Below are 21261 nucleotides of genomic sequence, written 5' to 3'. Positions count from 1 at the left end.
AGCCAGCACATTCGGCTGGCTTTTTGCTTCAGCGCAAAGACGATCCGGTCGAGCAGGTCGTAGATGCTCGCATATGTCGAGACGCGAAAGGAGACAAAAGTGGCTGACGACGGCAACCGGCGAAGCATCACATTCAGCACGGAAGCAGCAAGCGGTGCAGAAGCAGGCAATACACTGCTGCCCATGCTCATTGCCGGACTCGTTCTAATCGTCGCGGGCGGGATAGCCGTGATGGCATTCGTGTAGTTTCTACGCCTCAGTTTCCGCTCTTAGACGGAAGATGGCTCGGTGCCCAAAAAAAGGCGATCGCGTGGCCTCACCATACCGAACGATTGTCATTTCGCCCCAAGAGGACTGATTTCACTGAGCAGACGCCGCACTATTCCATCTCAGGGAACGTCAGGCTGATTAACATAGATTGACAATATATCTTTTGGCAGGAATGTTGGACTTCGACCAAGACGAGGCGTCAAGCTCAATGAGCGTTTTCAAATCAATCAGTGCGAAGGCGACGATCACTTGCGACGATTCGCAGCCAGGCATGGGTAGTGGCCGCCCGCGCCTTTTTGCCCTTTTTGCTGAATTGAGCACGGGGAACCTCCTTATGCCTGCCGGTTCCGAGATGCTGGCGTTCTGCGAGTGCAGTGATTGCGCGATGAGTTCCGACATGTTGGATTTTCATCATCAAGATGCCAAGCCATGATCGGCTCGGCACTCTCTCGCTGGACGATGGCGTACTTTGCCGCCGCGTTAGCTTTTCTAATCGCAGCACAGGCACTGATCACGGCCGGCTACGGCTTTCCGGCCGTTGCCGTGGAGGCTCCAGAAACGCTTGTGATCGTCCATATGGTCACAATCGGCTGGCTCAGTCTGCTGATGTGCGGAGCGTTGTTCCAGTTCGTTCCGGTGCTCGTCGCGCAGCCCCTTCGCGACGAGCATCTGGCTTTGCCCGCGCTGCTGTGCCTGCTTGCTGGTCTTACCTGTCTGCTCACCGGATTCCTGCAGCTCTCGGGCGCAATCGATACCGTTATCCCCGTTCTTGCGTTCGCTGGCGTCCTTCTGCCGGCGGGTTTCGCGCTGATCGTCTGGGTGCTCGCGCGCACGCTATGGAGCATCCGTCCGTCTGGTCTGCCGCTGCCGGCGCGTTTCGTGGCTGGAGGACTCGCCAGCATCGTTATCACCGCCGCGTTGGGTGCTTCATTTGCGTTCGTGCTTTCGGGCCAGGCGCCAGGATGGGCGGAAATCGACCTGCGAACGGTGGCTCTTCCCACCCACGTGGCGATCGGTCTGGGCGGCTGGCTCGGCTTCACGGCGGTCGGTGTCAGCTACCGCTTGCTGCCGATGTTCATGCTTTCCCCGGACAGCGAACGCTCCACGGGCCACTTGGTCTTCTGGAGTGGCGCGATTGCCTTGCTTCTGATCGTCCTGGCAGAACCCTTGGAAGGTTTTTCGGGAAGCATCTTGTCCACCGTTCTCGCCGGCTTCCTGGGTTTCGCCGCGACGGTCCTCTACGGAGTCGATCTCGTTTTCTTTTACCGCAATCGCAAGCGACGCAAGATCGAGCTGAACAGCTGGTCGGCGTTCGGCGCATTCACCGCTCTCTATCTTTCGGTTCTGCTTCTTCTTGCGCTGCTGGCAACCGGAACGCTTGCGCAGCATGTCGGCGCGCTGGTCTATCTTGTCGCTTTTGGCTGGCTAACGGGGCTTGGGCTCTCGCAGCTCTACAAGATCGTGCCGTTCCTGACCTGGCTCGAATGCTACGGACCGGTGATGGGCAGGAAGCCGACGCCGCGGGTCCAGGATCTTGTCGTCGAAACGCGCGACAGATTCTGGTTCGCACTCTATTACGCCGGCGTACTGGCCGGAACCGGCGCGCTTCTGGGCGCAGCGCCTGTCCTGTTCCGTTTGACGGCAGCAGTGACGTTGACCGCCACCGCCGCAATCGTCGTGGAACTCGTTCTGGCGCGCCGCCTTGTCAACGTTGCTACCGCCTTGCGCCTGCCCGAGGGCGCATCGCGCCCACGCCTTTTCCTGCCATCCTGACGCCAAGGCACAAAGGAGATCCAAATGAGTTTCCCGCATTTCGACCTCGACGTTCGGCCGATCCTTCGCGAAGGCGGTGAGCCCTTCAGCGCCATCATGGAAGCCGTGGCCGCGCTCGCCCCCGGTCAGAGCCTGCGCTTGCTCGCTTCCTTCAAGCCGATTCCTCTGTTCCAGGTGCTTGGCGCACGAGGGTTCGAGCCCTCGGCCCGTGAAATCGGCAATGGCGATTGGGAAGTGATCTTCACCCCGGCCGACGCACCCCCGGAGCCAGTGGAACAGTCGGAACGAACCGCCGGCGCTGGAGACGACTGGCCGGAGCCGGTCAAGGAACTCGACAACCGCGATCTCGAGCCACCGGAGCCGATGGTCAGGGCTTTGCAAGAGGTCGAATCCTTGGCGCTCGGCCAAACGATAGCCGTGCTGCTGCCGCGTGAACCGGTATTTCTGTTCCAAGAACTGCAGGCGCGGGGCCATCGCTGGCGTGGCGCCTTCGAACGGCAAGGACACTATCGTATCGTTATACGCTCCGGTGGACCGGGACGGGGGAGGGCATGAGCGACGAAGAGGTCGAGACTCTGGCTGCCGAGGTGCGCGAATCTCTACGCATGGTCATTGATCCCGAGCTTGGAGAAAATGTCGTCGATCTCGGATTGATCTACCAGGTTTTGGTGGAACACGATGGGACGGCGCAGATCGAAATGACGACAACGACCCGTGCATGTCCGGCTACGGGCTATCTCAAGGATGCGGTGCAGTCGGCCGCTTGGATCGTGCCCGGAATCCACAGCGTCGAGGTCCGGCTCACCTACGAGCCGCTATGGACGCCCAAGATGATGAATGCCGACGCCAGGCACCGTCTTGGCTTAGTCGAAACAGGACGCAATGCATGAACGGGAAGCAACGAAACAAGCCAACAATCGTGGTCGACGGCATGCCGCTGTCGAGCGTGCTCGACGAGACGATGATCCACCGGGTCGTGCACGGTTTTTACGAAGAAATCCGTCGCGATCAACTTCTCGGCCCGATCTTCAACGCAGCGATCCCACCTGAGGCATGGCCCCGCCATTTGGCGAAGATGTGCGCCTTCTGGTCCGCGACGCTGCTGCGGACCTCCCGTTACGACGGCCGGCCGCTGCCGCCGCATCTGACGATACCGGGACTTGGCGAGGCGCATTTCCGCCGCTGGCTGACGCTGTTTCGAGCCACAGTGAAGCGCGTTTGCCCGCCCGAAGCCGCAGCGCTGTTCATAGCTCGGGCGCTGCGCATCGCTCACAGCTTCCGTCTTGCACTCGCTTTCAATCGGGGCGAGGACACGGTTCACGTTGTACCGATCCTCGAGGAGAGCCTGTGACGCGGATCAAGTCCCGGAGCAACTCTGATCGCCATCCGACGGGGAGGGAGCCTTCATGCGGCTGACGAGCTTCTCCGACTATGCCTTGAGAATGTTGATGTATGCCGCTTCGGCAGGCGAACGCCTCATCACGATCGAGGAAGTTGCGCGCACCTTCGGCGTATCCAAGACCCATCTCAACAAGGTCGCTAACACGCTGACGCGCAGCGGCTATCTCAGGGCGATCCGCGGCCGCTCCGGCGGGCTCGTGCTCGGCCGCCGGCCCGAGGCGATCCGCATCGGCGACGTCGTCCGCTTGACCGAACCGGATTTCGCGCTGGTAGAGTGCTTCGCCACCGGAAATCAGTGCGTCCTTACTCGCTCGTGCAAGCTTTCCGGCATGCTGGGTGAAGCGGTGGCATCTTTCCACAGCACACTCGACCGCTACACACTTGCCGATATCGCGCTGATGCCGGCGGACTTCATTGGCGGACACCCACCGTCCGGCCCGTCAGTTGCAGGACAGGCCGCGGGGTAAGGCCGCTCCTCTTTGTCCCAGCGCAACGATTACCTCGAACGGCAGCCGCAAGATGTCTGCATTCGAAGCCCGGACAACTGGCATGAAAGCTCGATTCAACGACGACACAACGATGGACGCAATCATGCGCGGATGGCCGGCGACCATCCGTGTCATCCTTCAGCACGGCATGCTTTGCGTCGGCTGTCCGATTGCTCCGTTCCATACTGTTTCCGACGCGGCACGGGAGCACGGCGTGAACGAGGAACGGCTCCATCGCGATCTGCGGGCCGCAATCGAACGAGCCGACGCAGACTAATGGTCAAAACCTAACGCTGGGTACCCCGATGCGGAATACCGCTTCCGACACCCAAAGCTGACCTTTTGCTATTTGGACCTGCGGAGTCCAAAGCGTGACGGGACTGCGCTCGCCGCGAGACTTCCGGCGAACGAAGCGTCTCCACCACGAGGGCCACCCGCGCAAAAGGGCCATCCGCGCAAGAGGAAGGGAGCCGTAGCCCCCTCCCGCTTTCTAGACCGCGTGAATGTCAGCGGGACTACGAATTGCCGGGTCCGGACCCGCCCGGATAGCCATTACCACCGCCGCCGCCACTTGCGGTCGTGGGGGCGTTATTTGAGTTATTCGAATTGTTGCCGTCCGCGAGCGCCGCGCCGAAAGGCGCAATAGCGAACGCTCCCACTATTGCTGCTACTGCCACTAGCTTTTTCATGTGAAGCCTCCCTGGGCATTTGCCCCGCCTCTCTCATAACTTCTCACAAAGGCAGATATCATTCAATTTATCTTTTGATTTGGTCTATATATCTATTGGTGTATATCTTTTGATATAGTCTAAAAAGATCTAGTGGTGAAAGCCTGATGGAGTGGATGCCCCCTCCCGACGGCATCGTGATGTGCCAGTTTGGTGATTGCCAGAATCGACCAAGATAGAAAGGGGCATCCACTATCAGGCTTTCACCACTAGCTTTTCTCCGCACGCCCTTCAGCGAGTACGAGCAGGCGATGAGGTTCGACTACGGTCACTTTCTGGCGTCCACTTTTGACCAGTCCCTTGTCCTCCCAGGATGACAGCAGCCGGCTCACGGTGTGAAGCGTCGTTCCTGTCATTTCGGCGATGTCCTGGCGTGAGATCGGGAAGTCGATCAGGATTCCTTCATCGGTCTTCCTGCCGGTCTGCTTGATCAGCTTGAGCAGCGCATGGGCGACGCGCTGATCCACCTGCTCGGTGGACATTTCAACGACGCGCGTGTGAGCGTCCTGCAGCCTGTTGCCTACGGTCTTATAGGTGTTGGCGCCAAAATTGGGGAAAGCGTCTGCGAATTTTGGCCAAAGGTGGCTTGGCCATGCAAGGGCCACGCAGTCGGCGGCGGCGATTGCGCTGGCTGGATAGGTGGTGCGGCCTATCGCGTGGGCGATGCCCAGCAGTTCGCCGGGACTGATATATCGCACCGTCACCTCTTGGCCATCAGGCGTTGTTTTGACGACGCGGACATGTCCGTCGAGCAGCAAGAAAAAGGAATGCGCTTCCTGCTCCTGCTCGAAAACAGGTTGGTCCTTGGCAATCCGCAGCGAGCGAGCTTGGCCGACCATGTAGTCGAGGTCCGTCGGAGCCATGCCCTGAAAGGCAGGCAGCCCGGCAATCAACGAACGATCGAGGCGGCTCAACTGCGCTCTCCCTTATGAAATTTGACTGTAGCCATAAATAGCAATCCGCGTCTGCCGCAACAATGTCATGGCTAACCGACGGGCGGCAAGTGGCGTGCGCCGCGGCTTTTTTCCCTCGATTCCCAATCCTGTTTGCGCTGCAGCAAAGTCCGCATGTCCAAGTCGGCCTAGAAGAGCCGCAACGGTAAACGCCGTCGAGGATAACTGACCAGAAAGGTAAGATCATGAACTATTCAATCGCAATCGCCGCCGCGCTCGCGGCATCGGTGTTGGCCGGAGCGGCGCAGGCTGCCGACCATCAGGTCCAGATGCTCAACAAGGGCGAGAAAGGCGTAATGGTCTTCCAGCCCGACTTCGTCCAGGCAGCGCTTGGAGACACGGTCACATTCGTGCCGACCGACAAGGGCCACGATGCCGAAAGCATCAAGGGGATGATCCCGGACGGCGCAGAGCCCTTCAAGGGCAAGCCGGGCGAACAAATCACCGTCACGCTCGACAAGAAGGGTGTCTATGGCGTGAAGTGCACGCCCCACTACGGGATGGGCATGGTGGCGCTGATCGTGGTCGGCAAGCCAGTCAATCTGGCGCAGGCAGCGGCCGTCAAACAGTCGGGGAAGGCGAAGAAAGCGTTCGAGGCCCTTTTGGCTGAAGTTCCGGCGGGCAACTGAAGGCGGAGCAAATCTCGCTCTGAAAATCAACGGGAGCCTTCCAGGCAGACATCAGTCCGCCTGGCGTCCGCCCTTTTGAAATGCATCCCATGGCAATTCCTCGCACACGACCGGGCGCTTATCCTGCGGTTCTCTCTTACGGTTTCAGGCCGTTCTTCTTGCTCGGCTCGCTGTATGCCGGAGGGGCGATCCTGTTCTGGCTGCCGTTGTTTTACGGCCGGCTCGAAACCTCAAGCGTCTTCCTGCCCGTAGACTGGCATGTCCACGAGATGCTGTTTGGCTATCTCGCAGCGATTGTGACGGGATTCCTGCTGACGGCCATCCCGAACTGGACCGGACGTCTGCCGGTGCAAGGCCTGCCCCTGCTGGTGCTCGTCCTCTTGTGGCTTTCGGGGCGGCTCGCCGTATTCTTTTCGGCGCAGACCGGCTGGCTTGTCGGAGCCGCAGTCGACTGCGCCTTCCTTTTGGCCGTTGCCGCCGCCGCAGCCACCGAAATCATCGCGGGCCGGAATTGGCGGAACCTCAAGGTGCTGCTGCCGGTGGCCGTACTTTTGGCGGCCAATATGATGTTTCATGTCGAAGCGCACTACCAAGGCGTCTCGGATGTAAGCCGCCGGCTCGGGCTCGGTGCTGCGGTCGTTCTCATCATGATCATAGGCGGACGCATCGTTCCCAGTTTCACCCGCAACTGGTTGGTTCGCGAGAATCAGGGACGCCTGCCGGCCCCGTTCAGCCATTTTGATATAGCAACAATCGCACTGTCCGCGACCGCATTGGCAGCCTGGGCCTTCTTTCCTGAAAGCAGCGCGACGGGCGCAATGCTGCTCGCCGGGGCGGTTCTCAACGCTATCCGGCTTGTGCGCTGGGCTGGTGATCGCACGCTGCGTGATCCGCTGGTGCTGATCCTGCACGTCGCGTTCGTCTTTGTGCCGATTGGTCTTCTGCTCGCCGGACTTGCCGTCGTCCTGCCGGAGATTATCCCTTCCGCGGCGGGCATTCACGCGTTCAGCGTAGGAGCGGTGGCCTGCATGACGCTCGCCGTCATGACCCGAGCCACGCTTGGGCATACAGGCCGCGAATTGCGCGCAAGCATTGGCACATGCGTGGTCTTTGTCGCGATCGTGGTTGCGGCCGTCCTGCGTATCTGCGCTGCGTTCGTGCCTGCGCAAGCAACGCTTCTTCACTTATCGGCGACGTTGTGGGTTGTCGCTTTCCTCGGCTACGCCACTCTGTTTGGCGGCATGCTCGTTCAACCACGATTGCGGGCGCGGCAGCCGAACAAAGCGGCTGCTTGACGCGCGGACCGGGACCGAATCGTATCCAAAGGAAACGGAATGCCGTCGGCAACGGCTAGTGTGGCGAATACGAAATTCGTATCATGTTGGAGAAGTGCAATGGGTGAATTTCGGACTCGAAGCCACACCAGGTCGTGCCGACAATTATATCGGCTGTTCCTCAAGATATCTCAAAGCAGCCAAACGCTTGATGGCCGTCGTTGCCAGGACTTGGGCTCGGTCGCGGCCGGCCTGTGAAGGCAGGCAGTCGCCCGCATTGAGGTAAGATTCGGCCAGGAGTTCGCAAAGTGCATCCAAGGATTCCAGCGATCGGTCGCTGATTGAATTGTTCGTACCGAGCGGACTGGCAGTAAGAAGCTGCGCAAGATCTCGTGCCTCTGCCGCCAGATCGCTAAGCACGGCCTTGTCGCGTTCCCCTCGAAACGCCGCATACGCTTCAAGTCGGATCGCGACCTGTTCTTCCATGGTTGCAAAATCCCGAGAACTGGTAAGCGCCGCTCTGCCGTCACGACGGGAAAAGAATGCTCGTCGGCGTTCAATTCGCAGAATGCGGGCATGTTCCAACTCCTCCCTCGCCATCTGCTCAGCAGCGGATCGGACCTCCGTCGAGGGCGCGTTCGCAGCGACGTAGGACCAAAAAGCAAAAGCGCGCTCTTCGTTTCTCACTGCCATCGCAAACGAGTGATAAGCATCCATAAGTTCCGGCGAGACCACGGCCGCATTCTCGTCGTCGAAAACACCTTTCGGCGTCCATTGGAGCTGCCTCAGATCCGGATCATTACCGCTGGATTGTCGGGACCAGCGAACGACGTTTTCGATGTGGCCCGTTTCCTCCTTGACCAGGCGCTCGAACACCTCGACCAATCTCGCCTGACCGCTACCGCGCATTCGCTCTGCCAGTTCTGCGTACCGTTCCGCAGATTCCTTCTCCATCGCGAATGCGATCGCCAGAAGTTCTGCCATCGACCGGACGGGCGCCGCCGGCTCTGCTTCCAAACGAGACATGACTCTCCTCCGATGTCATTTTCAACAGTAGGCGAACTCCCTCGAAGTTATTTGCGTTGCGTCAAAGAACTTTCGCTCAAAACCTCCGACATACGCGCCAAAGGCCGCTGGCAGCCAGCGTCTGAAAGTGCTTGCGCACACGAAGGAAGCCGATGCCGGGGAGCATTCCCACACCGCTATCCGCGTCGACGGCTTCTTTCCGAGCCTGCTCAAGGAGCGCGCGCCGTCTTGCTTCGTGGACAATCGCAGTCCTGGCGCTCCTCGTTATCTGGTCCGCTCCCACTCATGCCGCGGGCAGTCTCAAGGACTACTTGGCGGGCACCAAGCCTGGTGAGCTTATCCAGGGCGGCGATCGCTACGGGGAAATCGAGGGCGTCCCGCCGCTGGCGCCAATCTATTCGGGAAGCCGAAAAATCGGATATGCCTACCTCAATACAGACTTTTCGAACGCGGTTGGATATTCGGGAAAACCGATCAGGATCCTTGTCGGCATTGATCCCGCGGGGATTATCCGCGGGATCAAGCTGGTCGAGCACAAGGAACCAATCGTCCTCATAGGCATACCGCAGGCAAAGGTCGTCGCCGCGCTCAATTCGCTGATCGGCAAGGACCTCAGCCGCGTGGCTGCCGGGGCAGAACAACTCCCGCAGGTCGACATCGTCAGTGGTGCCACCGTGACAGTTCTGGTGATGAGCGACAGTGTCGTCCGCTCCGCCGTCAAACTAATCCGAAGCAACCGCCTTGGTGCAACCAGCTCGACTGCGACGCCAGTCGCCCAAACCCTGGTCAAGAAACCGGATCTGTCCAAGTCCGAAATTCGCGATTGGACTTCACTCCTCGGCGATGGCTCCATTCGCAGCCTGCGCCTCACCGTCGGCGAGGTCTCCGACGCTTTCGCTCAAGCCGGCCGTCCAGAAGCTTCCGCCAAAGCCGAAACAACCAATCCAGGCGATCGCTTCATCGAATTGTATGTGGCACCGGTCAGTGTGCCGACCATCGGTCGCAGCCTTCTAGGAGATGCCGGTTACGAGCGGCTGCAAAAGAAGCTCAAACCTGGGCAGCAGGCGATCGTCGTTGCCGGTGACGGCGCCTATTCCTTCAAAGGGTCAGGCTATGTACGGGGCGGGATTTTTGACCGGATCGAATTGCTGCAAGATGGTCAAGGCGTCCGGTTCCGCGACCGAAATCACACCAGGCTCGGCGACCTGGCGGCGAAAGGCGCACCGAGCCTGCGCGAAATAGCACTGCTTTCCGTACCGGACGAATTCTCGCTCGATCTGACGGAGCCTTGGGAGCTACAGTTGCTCGTCCAGCGCAGCTATGGTGCGCGGGACAAGGCAGTCCTTCCGTTCAATGTCGGCTACACGCTTCCCGACCGTTACCTGTCGGTCGAACAACCCATACAGGAAGCCCTCAAACCGAGTTTACACAGGACGGCACCGACGATATCCACGTCGGCTGAAGCATCGGCCGCAGCCGTCCCGGACGAAGAACCGCTCTGGATGAAAATCTGGAGGCTGGACACGGTTTCGGTCGTCATAACCGCGGCCGCGCTCGTTGTCCTTACCGCGATCTTCTTCTTCCAGAACTGGCTGCTGCGGCGTCCGCGCCTGTTCGCTTGGGTGCGACGCGGCTTTCTCGTTTTCACCCTGGTGTGGCTCGGATGGTATGCCAACGCGCAGTTGTCCGTGGTCAACGTACTGACCTTTATCAACTCGTTGATCACCGGCTTCAGCTGGGAATTCTTCCTCTCGGCGCCGCTTATCTTTCTGCTTTGGGCCGCGGTTGCCGCGGGGCTGCTTTTCTGGGGCCGAGGACCGTTTTGCGGCTGGCTCTGCCCCTTCGGTGCGCTTCAGGAACTGACCAATAATCTGGCGCAGTGGCTGAAAGTACCCCAGATCACGTTGCCTTTCGGCCTGCACGAGCGGCTATGGCCAATCAAGTACGTCATCTTTCTCGGCCTCTTCGGCCTTTCGCTCTACTCGGTGGGGTTGGCCGAGACCTACGCCGAGGTCGAGCCGTTCAAAACCGCGATCACCCTGAAGTTCGCCCGCGAATGGCCGTTCGTGATCTTTGCGCTGGCGATTCTCGTCGCCGGCCTGTTCATCGAACGCTTTTACTGCCGTTATCTCTGCCCGCTCGGCGCCGCGCTCGCCATCCCGGGGCGCATCCGCATGTTCGAGTGGCTGAAACGCTATCCCGACTGCGGTTCGCCCTGCCAGCGTTGCGCCAAGGAATGCCCTGTCCAGGCGATCCATCCCGAGGGGCAGATCAACGTCAATGAATGCATCTACTGCATGCATTGCCAGGAACTCTACCACGACGACCACCGCTGCCCGCACATGATCCAGGTACGCCTGAAACGCGAGAAATTCGAAGCACTCTCATCACCGTCGAGCCGGGGCAAGGGCCCGGTCAAGCCGGTGATTGCCTTCAAGGGCAAGCCTATCGAGCAGAGCAGCCCGGTCCCCAGTTCAACGACCTGAAAGCCAACCAGAAGGAGACGGAATATGTCGGAAGAAGAACATAAGACAACCCTGAGCAGGCGCCAGCTGCTGGGTACGTCAGCAATCGTGGCGGCCGCTGGCGCGACGGGCATTGGCGGCACCCTGACATTGGGCGGAAGCATGGTGTCGCCGGCGGCGGCACAGAGCGCAGCGTCGGGAGGGCAGAAGTTCGAGATCATGCCTGGCGAACTCGACGAATATTACGTGTTTTTCTCCTCGGGCCAGACCGGCGAGATCCGCATTGTCGGCGCGCCTTCGATGCGCGAACTTATGCGGATCCCTGTTTTTAACCGCTGCAGCGCGACCGGATGGGGCCTGACCAACGAAAGCCGCAAGGTGCTGACCGAAGGGCTGCTGCCGGAAACCAAGGAATTCCTGAAGGACAAGGGCGGCATCTATCTCAACGGCGATCTCCATCACCCGCACCTCTCGTTTACCGACGGCACCTATGACGGCCGCTACCTGTTCGCGAACGACAAGGCCAACACGCGTGTAGCCCGTATCCGCCTCGACGTGATGAAGTGCGACAAGATCATCCAGCTGCCGAACCAGCACACCGTGCATGGTCTGCGCGTACAGAAATATCCGAAGACAGGCTACGTATTCTGCAATGGCGAGGACAGGGTCCCGATCCCGAACGACGGCAAGGTCCTCGACGACAAGACGAAGTACCACGCCATCTTCACCGCCGTGGACGGGGAGACGATGAACGTTGCCTGGCAGGTTATGGTGGATGGCAACCTCGACAATGTGGATGCCGACTACCAAGGCAAATATTGCTACGCCACCTCCTACAATTCCGAAGAGGGCGTCAACCTCGCGGAGACGATGGCGAAAGAGCAGGACTGGGTCGTCATCTTCAATCTCAAGCGCATCGAGCAAGCGGTCGCCAGGGGTGATTTCAAGGAGATCGGCGGCGTGCCGGTCATCGACGGACGCCACGGGTCGCCCTACACCCGCTACGTTCCGGTTCCGAACAGCCCCCATGGCATCAATACCGCGCCGGACGGCATCCACGTTGTGGCGAACGGCAAGCTGTCGCCAACCTGCACGGTTTTCGACGTGCGCAAGTTCGACGATCTCTTCGACGACAAGATCAAGCCGCGCGATACCGTCGTGGCGGAGCCCCAGCTCGGCCTTGGACCGTTGCACACGGCTTTCGATGGTCGGGGCAATGCCTACACCACGCTGTTCATCGACAGCCAGATCTGCAAATGGAACATCGACGATGCCAAGCGCTCCTTCGCTGGGGAATCCGTCGACCCGATCCGTCAGAAGCTCGACGTCCATTATCAGCCCGGCCACAACCACGCCTCGATGGGGCAGACAAAGGAGGCAGACGGCAAATGGCTCATCTCGCTCAACAAGTTCTCCAAGGATCGGTTCCTCAATGTCGGCCCGCTCAAGCCGGAGAACGACCAGCTCATCGACATTTCCGGTGACACGATGGCGCTCGTCCATGACGGTCCGAGCTTTGCCGAGCCGCATGACGCGACCCTGGTCCACAGGTCGAAAATAAATCCGGTCAGCGCATGGGATCGGGCAGACCCGTTCTTCGCCGATGCGGTTAAACAGGCAACTGCCGACGGCATCGACCTGCTGTCGGATAGCCAGGTCATCCGCGACGGGAACAAGGTTCGCGTCTACATGACATCGGCTGCACCAGCGTTCGGGCTGGAGAGCTTCACCGTCAAGCAAGGCGACGAGGTCACAGTCTACGTCACCAACATCGATGAGGTGGAAGACCTCACCCATGGCTTTGCTATCGTCAATTACGGCATCAACATGGAGGTCGCGTCCCAGGCGACAGCTTCGGTGACGTTTACGGCCAACCGGGCAGGTGTCTACTGGTACTACTGCTCCTGGTTCTGTCACGCCATGCACATGGAGATGCAGGGCCGGATGTTCGTCGAGCCGCAGGCTGCGTGACGGCATGGCTCGCTTGGCCAACATCGCGACTTTGGGAATGGCGGCGCTTCTTGCCGTCATTCCCGGCTTCTCTGCCGGAGCGGCGGAAATCGTCGTGCCGGCCGACGAGACGCGCCTGCAAACGATCATCGATGCCGCCGCGGCTGGCGACGTGCTGTTGCTTGAGACCGGCGAGCATCGGGGTCCGGTATCAATCACCAAGCCGGTCACGCTGCAAGGCGAGACGGGCGCAATCGTCAACGGTGACGGCCAAGGGAGTGTCATCACCGTCGAGGCGGCGAACGCTGCGGTTCGCGGTCTGCAGATCGTTGGTTCCGGCTCCAACCTGGATACGATGGACGCCGGCGTGTTCGTGAAAGAGACTGCCAAGGGCGCACTTGTGGAAGGAAATACAATTCTCGGTAATCTTTACGGGATTTATCTCCATGGTGCCGCGGATGCCGTCGCCAGAGGTAACCGCATTGAGGGCATGCGCGGAGGGAGGACGAACCAGGCGGGAAATGGCGTATCCGTCTGGAACGCACCTGGCGCCAAGGTCGTCGGCAACCAGATCAGCTTCGGCCGTGATGGCATCTTTGCGGCCGCCAGCAAACACAATGAATTCAGAGCGAACATCTTCCACGATGTGCGTTTTGCCATCCATTACATGTACACCAACGACAGCGTGATCAGCGACAACGTTTCGGTCGGTAACGTCGTCGGCTACGCCATCATGTATTCCAGCAGGCTGCGGGTCACGGGCAATTTGTCCGACGGCGACCGCGACAACGGACTGCTGTTCAACTATGCCAATGGCTCCGAAATAAGCGGCAACGTGGTCCGCGGCCAGATGCAGCCCATCGGCAGATGGACGAGCAACGGACAGCGTTTTGCCGACCCTGACGACCTTCCTGCAGGCGGCGCAAACGCGGCGGTGACTGCGACCGCGGCCGCGACGCGCCTGGGACCCGAAAAATGCGTCTTCATCTACAATGCCAACAAGAACCGCTTCCGCGGCAACCGTTTCGAGGGTTGCGAGATCGGCGTGCATTTCACGGCCGGCTCGGAAGGCAACGAGATGGCCGGCAATGCCTTCATTCGCAATCGCAACCAGGTGAAGTATGTCGGCACGCGCTACCTCGACTGGTCGAGCGGCGGACGGGGTAATTACTGGAGCGACAATCCGGCCTTCGATCTGAACGGGGACGGCATTGGTGACAATTCCTACCGGCCGAACGACTTGATCGACAAGGTCTTGTGGACAGCGCCAGCGGCGAAGGTTCTCGTCAACAGCCCCGCCGTGCAGGTGATCCGCTGGGCGCAGACCCGATTTCCAGCGGTCTTTCCTGGAGGCGTCGTCGACACCCGTCCGCTGATGACACCGATCGAAATCGAGGGAGTGGAACGCCCGTGATTCGCAATGTTCAATTAAATTCCGTCGCCAAGCACTTCGGCAGGGTCAAGGCCCTCGATGATGTCTCGTTCGAGGTGGGCGAGGGGGAGACCGTCGCCCTTGTTGGACACAACGGGGCAGGCAAGACGACCCTCATCAAGCTTATGCTGGGACTGAGCCGCCCCACCTCGGGTTCCGTCGCCGTGCTGGGGCAGGACCCCTCAGCTGGAAATCCCGCCGTCCGCAGGCGTCTTGGCTACTTGCCCGAGAATGTTTCGTTCAATCCGGTCCTGACGGGTCGGGAAATGCTTCGTTTCTACGTCGGATTGAAGAGCGAGAGCCGCCGTTCCGTGGACGGGCTGCTCGATCGCGTCGGCTTGACACATGCCGCGGACCGCCGCATCGGTACCTATTCGAAGGGCATGCGGCAGCGGCTGGGATTGGCGCAAGCGCTGATCGGAACGCCCAGGGTGCTTCTGCTGGACGAGCCAACCACCGGCCTCGATCCGGAACTGCGCCAGCAATTCTACCGAATCGTGCGCGAAATGAGAGATGCGGGGACAACGATCATTTTGTCGTCTCACGCCCTCAACGAACTCGAAGGTAACGCCACGCGCGTCATCATCCTGAACGAAGGCAAGAAAATCGCGGACGGGTCGCTCGAAGAATTGCGGCGGATCGCTCGCCTGCCGACGGTTATCCGGATGAGGGCTGCCGATGGCGGCGTCCAGCGCATCAGGGACTGGATGGGAAATCGGCCGGACCTCAGGCAGGTGAACGGCCACACTATCGAACTGGACGCGTCTCCGGAGGGCAAGGTCGCGTTCCTGCGCCGGGCAGCGGGCGCCGAAGCGCCGTTCGACGACGTCGACATGGTGCCGCCCGGCCTCGATGAACTTTATGCCCATTTCCTCGGCGGGAGACCATCGGCATGAACATGATCGCGCTTTTGGCCGTCAAGGAGATCCGCGAAGGCCTGCGAAATCGCTGGGTGATCGCGTCGACGGCACTGTTGGCGACACTCGCGCTTACTTTGACCTTTCTCGGCAGCGCGCCGACCGGCAATGTCGGGGCGGATGCCCTCGACGTGATCGTCGTCAGTCTGGCCAGTCTCACCATATTCATCGTTCCGCTCATCGCCCTTCTGATCTCCCATGATGCGATCGTCGGCGAGATCGAGCGCGGCACGATGACGTTGCTGCTGAGCTATCCTATCCGGCGCTGGCAAGTGCTTCTCGGCAAGTTTCTCGGCCATCTCGCGATTTTGGCGTTTGCTACCCTCATCGGGTATGGGGTTGCCGCTGCGGCGCTGGCGGCGACCGGAAAGTCGATCGGCGGCGCGAGTTGGTTCGCCTTTGCGACAATGACGGCAACATCGGTGCTGCTCGGAGCTGTCTTCGTGGCGATCGGTTATCTGGTCAGCGCGCTCTCACGCGACCACGGAACCGCCAGCGGCGTCGCCATCGGCATCTGGCTGCTGTTCGTGCTGATCTACGACATGGCGCTGCTGGGACTGCTGGTGGCCGATCAGGGGCGGTTCGTTACACCGGGCATGCTGGATCCACTGCTTCTTCTCAACCCAACCGATGCCTACAGGTTGCTCAACCTTATGGGTACGGCCGAAATCAGTTCGGCATCCGGCATGTCCGGAACCATCCAGAATGCCGCACTCGGCTCGTTCTCGCTCGTCGCGGCACTAGCGGCGTGGACGGCAATGCCGATGGCCGCCGCGGCTTTCATATTTTCGAGGAGAGAGCTGTGACGATGCGCTTGCGAATGATCCTCCTCACCGTGAGCCTCGTTGTCCTCGCCGGCTGTCAGCGCAGCCCGGAGGAACTGCCGGCTCCGTTCGCCATGACCGAAGATGCCATGGGCAGGTATTGCGGCATGAACATTCTCGAGCATCCGGGTCCCAAAGGGCAGATCATTCTTGCCAAGTATGACGAGCCTATCTGGTTCTCCTCTGCCCGCGACACGATCGCCTTCACGATGCTCCCCGAAGAGCCCAAGGACATTCGGGCAATCTATGTGTCAGACATGGCCACGGCGCCCAGTTGGGATGATCCAGGCGTGGACAATTGGGTGAATGCGAAGGATGCGTTTTTTGTCATTGGCAGCGACAGGAAAGGCGGCATGGGAGCAGCGGAAGCCGTGCCCTTTTCCTCGGGCGAATCCGCCCGAGCCTTTGCCAGGGAACATGGCGGCCAAGTCACAAGCTTCGCCGACCTTCCTCGCGACTATGTCCTGGGACAAGATTCCGGGACGGCTTCGTATGGCGGCTTGGACAAGCAATTGCTTGATGCCGACAACACCAATTGAGGGTGCTATGACGTCCGACATATCTCGCCGCCGGGTCATTGGCATAACCGCAGCTGCCGCGGGAATGGCACTGCTTCCGCTCGGCCGCAAAGCTCTCGCGACACCATCGGCCGTTTCGTGGCGCGGAGAAGCGATGGGCGCCCAGGCAACACTCGTCATCAATCATCCCGACCGGGCCCTGGCATTGAGGCTCGTTGACGAAGTTGCCGCCGAAGTCCGCCGCCTGGAAAGGATATTCAGCCTCTATCGCGAGGATTCGGACCTTGCGAGGCTGAATCGCCAAGGATTCCTGGTCTCGCCAGCGACGGAATTCGTCGAAATCCTCCGTCGTTGCAACGAGGTCTGGCGTATCACCGAGCGCGCTTTTGATCCCACGGTCCAGCCGTTGTGGATCGCCTACCAACGGCATTTTTCCGATCCCGGAGCCACTGCGACCGGGCCGTCGCGTAAGGTCATACAGGAGGCCCTCGATCGGGTCGGCTTCGACAAGTTGGCCTACTCGGAAGACCGCATCGAATTGCCGGTGGCCGGGTCGGCGCTCACACTCAACGGCATCGCGCAAGGTTACGTCACGGACAGGGTCATCGATCTGCTGCGTCGCAGTGGCGTCGAGCACGCGCTCGTCGATATGGGCGAGAGCCGTGCGATCGGATCGGCGCCGGAGGACCAGCCTTGGCGCATCGGTATCGCTGACCCCTCCAATTCCGATTCCATTCTGAAGGTGTTGCAGGTAACGGACAGCGCCGTCGCCACCTCGAGCCCGTTCGGTTTCCGGTTCGACGGGCACGGGCAATTCACACATCTCATCGATCCGCGAACCGGGTCCACTCCACAGCGCTATGCGAGCCTGAGCGTCGTCACGCGGGAGGCCGTTATGGCGGATGCGCTGTCTACCGGCTTCAACTTGATGGACGTGGAGAAAATTGCCGGTGCGATTCGACAGCTCGACGGCGTCGAGGCCTATGTTTTATCGCAGGACGCTCGATGGTCGCACATCTAATCTTAAGTCCCTGTGGAAGTGTGGCGCAGAACAGTTTCTTGCCCTGAATTCAGGCGGCATCGCTACACAGCTCTTTGCGAAATACGTCAAATTTCCAGGGACCAGATTTCCTCGAATTGTTTGCGTTTCGACAAACAGACCGGCTGCCCGCGGCGCTAGATTTTTGAGCCGGGATCGACGATCGCCGCCGTCTCCCGGCGCCATCATTTCCGGCGGCCAGGAATTCAACCGACATGGCAGATTCAGAACTCGCATCGGTACCCCTAATCGACGTGCGGACCATCCCGCCGATCGATCGCCATCCGCGAATTTTCGGGGTGGCGACCGCGCTGGCCGAGGGCTCTTCTTTCATCATTGTCAACGACCACGATCCGCGGCCCCTGCACTACCAGATCGAGGCTAGATATCCCGGCCTGTTTTCCTGGGAATATCTCGAGCGGGGGCCGGATATCTGGCGCGTCGAAATCAGCAGACTGCAATCGTCTGGCTGCGACTGTTGCTGCGGCAGCTGATTGCTAGGCCAACGTCCCGGCGTTACGGTGCACGACATCCGCATAGGGCCGCTACGACGGCGGCACCTTCATTCAAACATCGCCGGGTCTGCGACAATCGGATCGGCGCCGATCAGCTCGAGACAGTACGGCACGGCGGGAAAAACGGCGTTCAGGCACGCGTCGATCGAGGCCGGCTTTCCGGGCAGGTTTATGATCAGCGAACGGCCGCGCACTCCAGCGGTCTGACGTGAAAGTATTGCCGTGCGCACATGCTCCAAGCTGGCCTGTCGCATGAGTTCGCCAAAACCGAGAAGCTCCTTGGTGATGACCTGCTGCATGGCCTCAGGTGTAAGATCCCTCGGAGAGGGACCGGTTCCTCCCGTTGTAAGGATCAGATCAACCCCGCTCCGGTCGCAAAGTTCGACAAGCACGTCCCGGACACTCTCCAGGCCGTCGGGGACAATACGACGGATGAAAGCGCAGGGTGTCGCCACGACACGGCGAAGCCAACGCTCGATGGCAGGCCCACCAAGATCTTCGTAGTCGCCGCGGCTTGCACGGTCCGACACCGTGACGATGGCAATCAGGGTCATTTTTCTGTTCAGACCGAAGCGGTTGCTTGCCATCCAGGCTTCGCATGGGCGTATCCCTCGACCAGTGTGCCGGGCAGATCGAGGCACGAAAGGACAAAGCGGGCAGCCTTTGGATCCTCTTTTCCATCGACTAGCGCTTTATAGGTCTTCGCCACCTCGACCATGTCGCACGTGTGGGGAGACAGGCGGATGCGCTGGACGCCTCTGGAGGTGAGATCCGCCGGCACAGGGCAGAAGGCCTGGACCTGGTTGGAGAGAGTCTGCACGCCGTTGATTGCAAGGAACTGCTGGTCGTCGAGCGTATCGACCGCCAGGCCATCCGGATCTCTTTCGCAGATAAACTGGCAGGAATCCTTGTGAAGGCCGTGAATGCGGGCGTGGTAACATCGTCCGGAAAGCGCGAGCGGCAGCCGGCCAAAGGCGAAGATCTCGAATTCCGCCTCGGGACATGCGCGGGCCATATCGCCAATGGCGGCGAGCGACAATTCCACTGGCGGGCATATCGTTCGGGCGCCGCGCTGGATCAGGAATTGCGCGGAAATCTCATTATAGACGTTCAGGAACGGACCGGTCACGAACGGCCTGCCGGAGCGTGGCCGCAGGGCAGTGACGTCGTTGATTTCGACCAGCCGCTCGTCGGCGCAAAGGTCTTCGATGCTCCTGCGTTCCCGAACGGTCGCCGGTGCCGCCAGTGTAGACAGCACCACTTCCTTTCCGGCGCGCTCGAGGCGTTCGATGATCTCAGGCCATACGGGGTCGGAAAACGGCATCCGCTTGCCGCAGACGACTTCGCCTACGTGGACCCGGTCGATCGGAGCCTCGTCTGCTATCCTGCGGTAGAAATCCGAGAGGAGTTCGGGCGACCAATGGAAGAAGACCGGCCCAAGTGTCAACGCGATTCCAGGCACGGTCCTATCTCCACTTCTTGCTGTAAGCTCCCGCCGTCTGCCGGGCGCCTTCCGATTGGCCAGCGAGGATCCGGTCGATCTCGATCGCGTCGCCGCCTTCCTCGACCGCGTCGACGGCCTTCCTGAAGGCGCGCACGACCTCGGTGACGTAACCTTTGCCGCGCTGGCGTCCTTCGATCTTCAAGGCGGTTACGCCGGCAGCTTTCAGACCGGCAATCATCCCGCCGGCGTTCAGGCTGACGGGATCTTCGAACAAATAGGAAGTCTTGCCGCCGGCCTTGAATTTGCCCTTGCACAGGGTGGGGTAACCCACTGGTTCACCTGGTTCATAGCGGTCGATCGTGAAACCAGAAAGCCGTGCTGCCGTACTGGTCGCTTCGTCGTCGTAACTCACCATTTCGGGTGGCGAGCAGACGCCATTCAGATTTGGCGATTTTCCTGTCGCGTATGAAGAGAGATAGCATCGGCCTTCGATCATCACGCAAAGGCCGCCAAACACGAATGCTTCCGTCTCCACGTCGATCGCACGATTGAGCGCAGCGATCTCCTGGATCGAGAGAACCCGCGGCAGCACGACGCGGCGGACGCCGAAGCTATTCGCATAGAACCCGATCGCTTCCGGCGTTGCGGCAGCTGCCTGTACGGACAGGTGAAGACGAATTTGTTTGTGGTTCTTCGCGACGTGATCGAGGACGGCGATGTCCGCCGCGATGATGGCATTTGCACCGCATTCGGCCGCGGTATCCGCTGCCCTTTTCCACAGGTCGACATCGTTGACCCGCGCGAAGGTGTTGATGGCGACCAGAACCTTGCTGCCGTGGTCATGCGCGAAGCGCACGCCCTCGGCCAGTTCTTCCCCGGAGAAGTTGAGGCCCGGGAAATTCCGGGCATTCGTTTCGTCGCGAAAGCCGCAATAGACTGCGTCCGCACCCGCCTGGACGGCTGCCCTCAGCGTAGCGGGGGTTCCAGCCGGGCAGACGAGTTCCATGCGTGCGTTTGTCATGCCTCCGGCGCCTCGCATCCAGGATTTCGATCGGTCATCTGCCGAGCGACGTTCAACGCTCCGAGAATCCCCCTGTCGACAAGACGAGCCAAGTGGCCGTGCAGGCCGAGCAGATCCGCCGGGCGAAGCTCGGCGTCTTCGATTGTGTTCCTCAGCGCGAGCACCGCTTCCGTGCGGCCGCTGATCGAAATAACCCGACTGAAGAAAAGCGCGTCGCCATCAAGCGTGCCGTCGAGCAGGCCCAACAATGTCAGAAGAGGTCCCCTGATCAGGACACTCGATGTTGCGGTCTCACTTTTCCGCACCACACGGACTAAGGAACGCTCTCCGTCCGGTATCACGGTAAATGCGAAGGCGAGGTCGACCGGATCGATGAAATAGCAAGCTGAGCGGTGTTCGCCCAAGCGCTCGAACAATCGAGGCTGTCTCCCGGCCAGCGAGCGCAACGATAGCGTCAGCAACGGCCCAAGGGGCAGCCCGGCGATAGTTGGGAAAAGATGGCGAACGACCGCTGGCAATGTCGGTTCTGTGCTACCAGTCACCATTCAGTGCATCCTGTTCACATGGAGGTCGCTCAAGAGGATTTTGCAGCAG

Annotated in this window: 24 protein-coding genes; 18 read left to right on the top strand and 6 right to left on the bottom strand. The window is 60.3% G+C overall.

Annotation, left to right across the window (positions count from 1 at the left end):
- The first annotated feature begins 99 nt into the window (after positions 1-99).
- From EN859_RS30125 to EN859_RS30090, 8 genes are all read left to right on the top strand, one after another.
- Positions 100-246, top strand: coding sequence for a hypothetical protein (locus tag EN859_RS30125; RefSeq protein WP_245525774.1), 147 nt, complete (start codon positions 100-102; stop codon positions 244-246).
- Positions 247-478: 232 nt separating this feature from the next.
- The gene (locus EN859_RS30120) at positions 479-703 is read left to right on the top strand and encodes a hypothetical protein (RefSeq protein WP_127856219.1); all 225 of its coding nucleotides are present in this window, start codon (positions 479-481) and stop codon (positions 701-703) included.
- Positions 700-2043, top strand: a complete 1344-nt coding sequence (locus EN859_RS30115; RefSeq protein WP_127856220.1) for a hypothetical protein — start codon at positions 700-702, stop codon at positions 2041-2043. The genes EN859_RS30120 and EN859_RS30115 overlap by 4 nt, the downstream gene beginning before the upstream one ends.
- Before the next feature lie 24 nt (positions 2044-2067).
- Positions 2068-2598: a DUF2249 domain-containing protein gene (locus EN859_RS30110; protein ID WP_127856221.1), complete on the top strand. Its 531-nt coding sequence runs from the start codon at positions 2068-2070 to the stop codon at positions 2596-2598.
- The gene (locus tag EN859_RS30105) at positions 2595-2933 is read left to right on the top strand and encodes a metal-sulfur cluster assembly factor (protein WP_127856222.1); all 339 of its coding nucleotides are present in this window, start codon (positions 2595-2597) and stop codon (positions 2931-2933) included. Before EN859_RS30110 ends, EN859_RS30105 begins: the two co-directional genes overlap by 4 nt.
- On the top strand, positions 2930-3394 hold the full coding sequence (locus EN859_RS30100; protein ID WP_127856223.1) for a group III truncated hemoglobin: 465 nt from the start codon (positions 2930-2932) through the stop codon (positions 3392-3394). Before EN859_RS30105 ends, EN859_RS30100 begins: the two co-directional genes overlap by 4 nt.
- A 55-nt stretch (positions 3395-3449) precedes the next feature.
- Positions 3450-3911 carry an Rrf2 family transcriptional regulator gene (locus EN859_RS30095; RefSeq protein WP_127856224.1) on the top strand — a complete coding sequence of 154 codons (462 nt, stop codon included), beginning with the start codon at positions 3450-3452 and terminating at the stop codon, positions 3909-3911.
- An 82-nt stretch (positions 3912-3993) separates the two neighbouring features.
- Positions 3994-4209 carry a DUF1858 domain-containing protein gene (locus EN859_RS30090; RefSeq protein WP_127856225.1) on the top strand — a complete coding sequence of 72 codons (216 nt, stop codon included), beginning with the start codon at positions 3994-3996 and terminating at the stop codon, positions 4207-4209.
- 660 nt (positions 4210-4869) lie between these two features.
- On the opposite strand, the gene EN859_RS30085 is transcribed toward EN859_RS30090, so the two are convergent.
- Positions 4870-5574, bottom strand: coding sequence for a Crp/Fnr family transcriptional regulator (locus EN859_RS30085; RefSeq protein WP_127856226.1), 705 nt, complete (start codon positions 5572-5574; stop codon positions 4870-4872).
- 224 nt (positions 5575-5798) lie between these two features.
- Here EN859_RS30085 and EN859_RS30080 point away from each other — a divergent pair, with 224 nt between their 5' ends.
- The gene (locus EN859_RS30080) at positions 5799-6242 is read left to right on the top strand and encodes a pseudoazurin (protein ID WP_127856227.1); all 444 of its coding nucleotides are present in this window, start codon (positions 5799-5801) and stop codon (positions 6240-6242) included.
- A gap of 89 nt (positions 6243-6331) precedes the next feature.
- On the top strand, positions 6332-7537 hold the full coding sequence (locus EN859_RS30075) for an NnrS family protein (protein ID WP_127856228.1): 1206 nt from the start codon (positions 6332-6334) through the stop codon (positions 7535-7537).
- Between the two features lie 144 nt (positions 7538-7681).
- On the opposite strand, the gene EN859_RS30070 is transcribed toward EN859_RS30075, so the two are convergent.
- Positions 7682-8542, bottom strand: a complete 861-nt coding sequence (locus tag EN859_RS30070; RefSeq protein ID WP_127856229.1) for a ferritin family protein — start codon at positions 8540-8542, stop codon at positions 7682-7684.
- Between the two features lie 242 nt (positions 8543-8784).
- Between EN859_RS30070 and EN859_RS30065 the strand changes: the two genes are divergently transcribed.
- The 8 genes from EN859_RS30065 (at position 8785) to EN859_RS30030 (ending at position 18181) form a co-directional block, all read left to right on the top strand.
- The gene (locus tag EN859_RS30065; protein WP_245525777.1) at positions 8785-11028 is read left to right on the top strand and encodes a NosR/NirI family protein; all 2244 of its coding nucleotides are present in this window, start codon (positions 8785-8787) and stop codon (positions 11026-11028) included.
- A 24-nt stretch (positions 11029-11052) separates the two neighbouring features.
- Positions 11053-12978 carry a TAT-dependent nitrous-oxide reductase gene (nosZ, locus tag EN859_RS30060; RefSeq protein WP_127856231.1) on the top strand — a complete coding sequence of 642 codons (1926 nt, stop codon included), beginning with the start codon at positions 11053-11055 and terminating at the stop codon, positions 12976-12978.
- Positions 12979-12982: 4 nt separating this feature from the next.
- A complete protein-coding gene (locus EN859_RS30055) occupies positions 12983-14371 on the top strand; it encodes a nitrous oxide reductase family maturation protein NosD (RefSeq protein ID WP_127856232.1) in 1389 nt (462 codons plus the stop codon).
- Positions 14368-15285 (top strand): ABC transporter ATP-binding protein, encoded by a 918-nt coding sequence (locus tag EN859_RS30050; protein ID WP_127856233.1) that lies wholly within the window; start codon positions 14368-14370, stop codon positions 15283-15285. The genes EN859_RS30055 and EN859_RS30050 overlap by 4 nt, the downstream gene beginning before the upstream one ends.
- Positions 15282-16112, top strand: a complete 831-nt coding sequence (locus EN859_RS30045) for an ABC transporter permease (protein ID WP_127856234.1) — start codon at positions 15282-15284, stop codon at positions 16110-16112. Before EN859_RS30050 ends, EN859_RS30045 begins: the two co-directional genes overlap by 4 nt.
- Positions 16113-16114: 2 nt before the next feature.
- Entirely contained in the window at positions 16115-16669 is a 555-nt protein-coding gene (locus EN859_RS30040) for a nitrous oxide reductase accessory protein NosL (RefSeq protein WP_127856277.1), read from the top strand.
- A 133-nt stretch (positions 16670-16802) separates the two neighbouring features.
- A complete protein-coding gene (locus EN859_RS30035) occupies positions 16803-17669 on the top strand; it encodes an FAD:protein FMN transferase (protein ID WP_245525773.1) in 867 nt (288 codons plus the stop codon).
- Positions 17670-17902: 233 nt separating this feature from the next.
- The gene (locus tag EN859_RS30030; protein ID WP_127856236.1) at positions 17903-18181 is read left to right on the top strand and encodes a DUF2249 domain-containing protein; all 279 of its coding nucleotides are present in this window, start codon (positions 17903-17905) and stop codon (positions 18179-18181) included.
- Positions 18182-18249: 68 nt separating this feature from the next.
- On the opposite strand, the gene mog is transcribed toward EN859_RS30030, so the two are convergent.
- Genes mog through EN859_RS30010 form a run of 4 tightly spaced genes read right to left on the bottom strand, consistent with a single transcriptional unit; the run spans position 18250 to position 21113 of the window.
- A complete protein-coding gene (mog, locus tag EN859_RS30025; protein ID WP_127856278.1) occupies positions 18250-18756 on the bottom strand; it encodes a molybdopterin adenylyltransferase in 507 nt (168 codons plus the stop codon).
- 8 nt (positions 18757-18764) lie between these two features.
- Complete coding sequence (locus EN859_RS30020; RefSeq protein ID WP_127856237.1) at positions 18765-19664, bottom strand: U32 family peptidase; 900 nt, start codon at positions 19662-19664, stop codon at positions 18765-18767.
- 4 nt (positions 19665-19668) lie between these two features.
- Positions 19669-20652, bottom strand: coding sequence for a peptidase U32 family protein (locus EN859_RS30015; protein WP_127856279.1), 984 nt, complete (start codon positions 20650-20652; stop codon positions 19669-19671).
- A gap of 11 nt (positions 20653-20663) precedes the next feature.
- Positions 20664-21113 (bottom strand): SCP2 sterol-binding domain-containing protein, encoded by a 450-nt coding sequence (locus EN859_RS30010; RefSeq protein ID WP_245525772.1) that lies wholly within the window; start codon positions 21111-21113, stop codon positions 20664-20666.
- Positions 21114-21261 lie beyond the last annotated feature (148 nt).

The sequence above is a fragment of the Mesorhizobium sp. M00.F.Ca.ET.216.01.1.1 genome (assembly GCF_004010325.2).
In the GTDB taxonomy this organism is placed as follows: Bacteria; Pseudomonadota; Alphaproteobacteria; order Rhizobiales; family Rhizobiaceae; genus Mesorhizobium.
This window is presented reverse-complemented; position numbering and strand designations above follow the sequence as displayed.